This is a genomic window from Clostridium tarantellae, from assembly GCF_009295725.1.
In the GTDB taxonomy this organism is placed as follows: domain Bacteria; phylum Bacillota; class Clostridia; order Clostridiales; family Clostridiaceae; genus Sarcina; species Sarcina tarantellae.
On the sequence record NZ_WHJC01000314.1, the window covers coordinates 1 to 3,708 of the forward strand.

The window sequence follows — 3,708 nt, forward strand, 5'->3', positions numbered from 1 at the left end:
TTTAACAGCTATTTCTAAACTAATAAATGTTATTTTAGCCTACTCTTTAAATGACATAAAATATATTAGAAGTATTAGAAAACTATATTTAATATCAGCTTAATCACATATCCACAGTCTAATTTCATAATCTTTCTGTAAAAGACCGTTTTTGTTAGGGTCTATATTTTCATGCACAAATTTAAATCAAAATATTGGTTTTTTTAAAAGTTATCCACAATTTTTTAAATCTTAATTTCACAATCGCCTAAATTTATTTATTATTTAATACTTGCCATTGACAATAAACTTAATTGCATAATAAAAAAACATATAAAAAATAGCTTATTTACTATAATTTATATGTTTTCTATTATTACTATACTAAATATTTATTAAGTATTTCTTTTAAGTTACATACTTCACTATCTATCCAATTATAAAAATCTTTATCTAAAGCTTCTACAGTTTCTCCAACCTCTACTAAGAAATTTGCTACTTCATCAGCTAAAATATCTCCATAATACTTGCCTAATTTAGTTTTTTCAACAGCATAATCTCCATCTATATATAATTCAAAAACATGTTTTGATTCATTATTTACTCTTTTTATCTTACCAGCTAATCCTATTTCTCCCACTTCATGAACACTACAAGAATTCCCACATCCTGAAAAACGAACTTTTGGTAGTGAATCTTCTTTTAATGCTTTTTCTTTAACAAGTTTAACAAAATTATGTAAAGCACATTGACTATTAGCTATTCCCATTTGACAAATTGGAACTCCTATACAAGAAATACTTTGCTGTGCCTTGGTTTCTCCACCTTTTCCCTGTGTAATTTCTAAAACTTTTTCTGCTTCTTTTCCATTTAAATTTATTATATATAAACCTTCATCCATAGTTAATCTTAATTCTACATCTTCAATTTCTTCTAAGGCATCCATAAGTTCTTTTAAATGAGATAACATTAACATTCCTCCAATTGGATGGAAATAAACACTATATAATCCTTGTTGCTTCTGCTTAAATAATCTTTTATGTTTAATATTGTTTTCTATTCCAACTTTAACTGTATTTTTTGGTGCTACATTTAAATCTAAACATTCTTTTGACTTAACTTCTTCTAAATGCTTATGATAACACTTTATATATTCCTCTTCTCCTAATCTATCTAGTATATATCTAATACGAGCTTTACTTCTATTATTGTAATCACCTTCAGCTATAAACATATTTGTCATAGCTTCAATGTGATACAAAACATCTTTAGGCTCTATCATATCAGCCACTATAATAGCTTTTCTTGGATTTCTTCCTAACCCTCCACCACTATATACATTAAAATATTGCTTTCCTTCTTTTTCAACTGCTAAAAATCCTAAATCTTGAACTGTACAATGAGCATCATCTGCATTACTATTTGAAAAAGATACTTTTAATTTTCTTGGAAGTTTATATGTATACATTTTTTTCAAAAAATGGTTTCCTACTGCTGAGGCATAAGGAGAAACATCAAAAATCTCCTTAGGATCAACACCTGATAATGGAGACATTGCTACATTTCTTGGAAAGTTTCCACCTCCACCTCTAGTATATATGCTTTTCTCTATTCCTTCTTTCATTATATTACAAACTTCATCTATATCTAATCCATGATATTGAATAGCTTGACGTGTAGTTAAATGTATTTTATCTAAATCATATTGTTTTGCCCAACTATAAACTTGTTTTAAATCTTTCATACTAAGCATTCCTGATGGAATTCTTAATCTTATCATAAAATCTTTTTTTCCACGCTGAGCATATATTCCAAAACCACCTGATGAATGTTTAAAATCCATTATTGATAATTCACCATTTAAAAACTTATAACCTTTACTTCTAATTTCCTCTACTTCACTTAATAAAATTTCCTTTAAATTATTCATTTCTTCACCTCAAATAATAATTGAATTGTGAACTTAGCTAAAAAACTTTTAATTTTATATATAAAATATATATATATCACATATAGGTTTTTCTTATAGATATATACTTATTTATAACTTTTCCTTATGACAATTTTACTTTATAAGTCTACTAATATACAAGATTAGTTTATTTTTTAACAATTATTTTTATTAATTAAATATAATTAAATTAACTTTTTACATCTTTTTATGAAAATATTATCTTAATATTTATAAATTTAAAAAACTTAATTCATTTTTTGAAATTGTTTTCCTTAACAAATAATAAGCTATTGATAGTGATTTTCATTTCTTTATAAATTTTACATATATGTTTAATTATAAATTAATATAAGCATACCTCTTTTATATAAAGTTAAATATTAGTATAATAATCTCATAAGTTAGTTACATCCTTAACAAAGTTACGGTGCTGAAAATTTAAATCATTTGATTTTAGGGGGATTATATTATGTCATTAACTATGTTATTAGGCATCGTAGTATGTATATTATTAGCTCTTTTTGCAACCTTTTTAGGAGGTATGCAACATATAATAGGAGCTCCAATGATAGGATTATTTCTTGGTGCAATAGCTGGAAATATAAAACCAGCTTCAGGAGATTTTAAAAAAGGTACTGTTTTCTCTGCAAAAAAGTTCCTAATGTTAGGTATTATATTAGCTGGTGCTACTTTGAACTTTAAATTAATAGTTCAAGCTGGTGGATAAGCACTTCCTTTAATAATTACTAATATATTAATTTCTTTTGGAACTGCTTTTCTAGTTGGAAAATATTTAGGAGTATCTTTAAACGTAAAACGTTTAGTTGGCTCTGGTACTGCTATATGTGGTGGTACTGCAATTGCTACTATGAGTCCTATAATTGATGCAAAGGAAGATGAAATGGCTTATGCATTAACTGCAATATTTTTATTTGATGTATTTGCTGCTTTAGGTTTCCCTTTCCTATCTAATTCATTAGGGTTTGATGCTAATCAATTTGGATTATTAGCTGGAACAGCTATTAGTGATACTTCAAGTGTTGTAGCTGCTGGTGATACATTTGCTCAAATGAGTGGATTGATTCAAGGAGCTGATTTAGCTGTAATTGTTAAGCTTACTCGTACTACTTTCTTAGTTGTTTTAGCAACAATATTTACATTTATAAGTGTAAATGAAAAAAGAAAAGCTAGTGCTAGTATTACTTTAAATAGTTCAGGTTCTTCAGCAATTAACAATTCTAATGAATCATCAATTGCTCAAATAATATTAAAGAGTTTTCCATGGTTTATATTAGGTTTTATTTTAATGGCTATTCTAAACACTTTAGGAGTTTTTCCTGAAAATTTAGAAGGATTCTTTAAAAATGGATATAAGTTTTTAGTTACTGTTGCTTTAGTAGGTGTTGGTTATAAAATCAATATTAAAGATCTTCTTACTAAAGGAATTAAACCTATTATATTAGGTGGATGTACTTGGGTTGCTGTTGCAGCAATGTCTATGATTTATGTATTTTTATTTTCTTAAATTATAGATTTCTTAATTAAAAACTATATTAAAGATTATTCTGCACACTAACTTTGTTATATATTCATAATAATGCAAGTTAATTATTTAGATAACAATTTTAAATTTATTCGTTATCTATTTATTTACACCACTTTACAATAAATTTAACTAGCTAAAGAATCGTTATTAAGATGATTAATAACATCTTCAAGCGTAGTTATATTTTTATCAAGTTGTATTGTTTTAAGCAACTTGCCATAAATTAATT

Annotated in this window: 1 protein-coding gene and 1 pseudogene; one reads left to right on the forward strand and one right to left on the reverse strand. The window is 26.0% G+C overall.

The window, feature by feature from the left end:
• Positions 1–358: 358 nt before the first annotated feature.
• Entirely contained in the window at positions 359–1,909 is a 1,551-nt protein-coding gene (locus GBZ86_RS13670; protein ID WP_152891551.1) for a nitrite/sulfite reductase, read from the reverse strand.
• Positions 1,910–2,414: 505 nt separating this feature from the next.
• On the opposite strand from GBZ86_RS13670, the pseudogene GBZ86_RS13675 reads away from it, so the two are divergent.
• A pseudogene (locus GBZ86_RS13675) lies at positions 2,415–3,458 on the forward strand (YeiH family protein).
• Positions 3,459–3,708 lie beyond the last annotated feature (250 nt).

What these genes read in the sequence shown, in the direction of transcription:
- GBZ86_RS13670 (WP_152891551.1), bottom strand. Translation starts at nt 1,909, where the DNA reads ATGAATAATTTAAAGGAAATTTTATTAAGTGAAGTAGAGGAAATTAGA.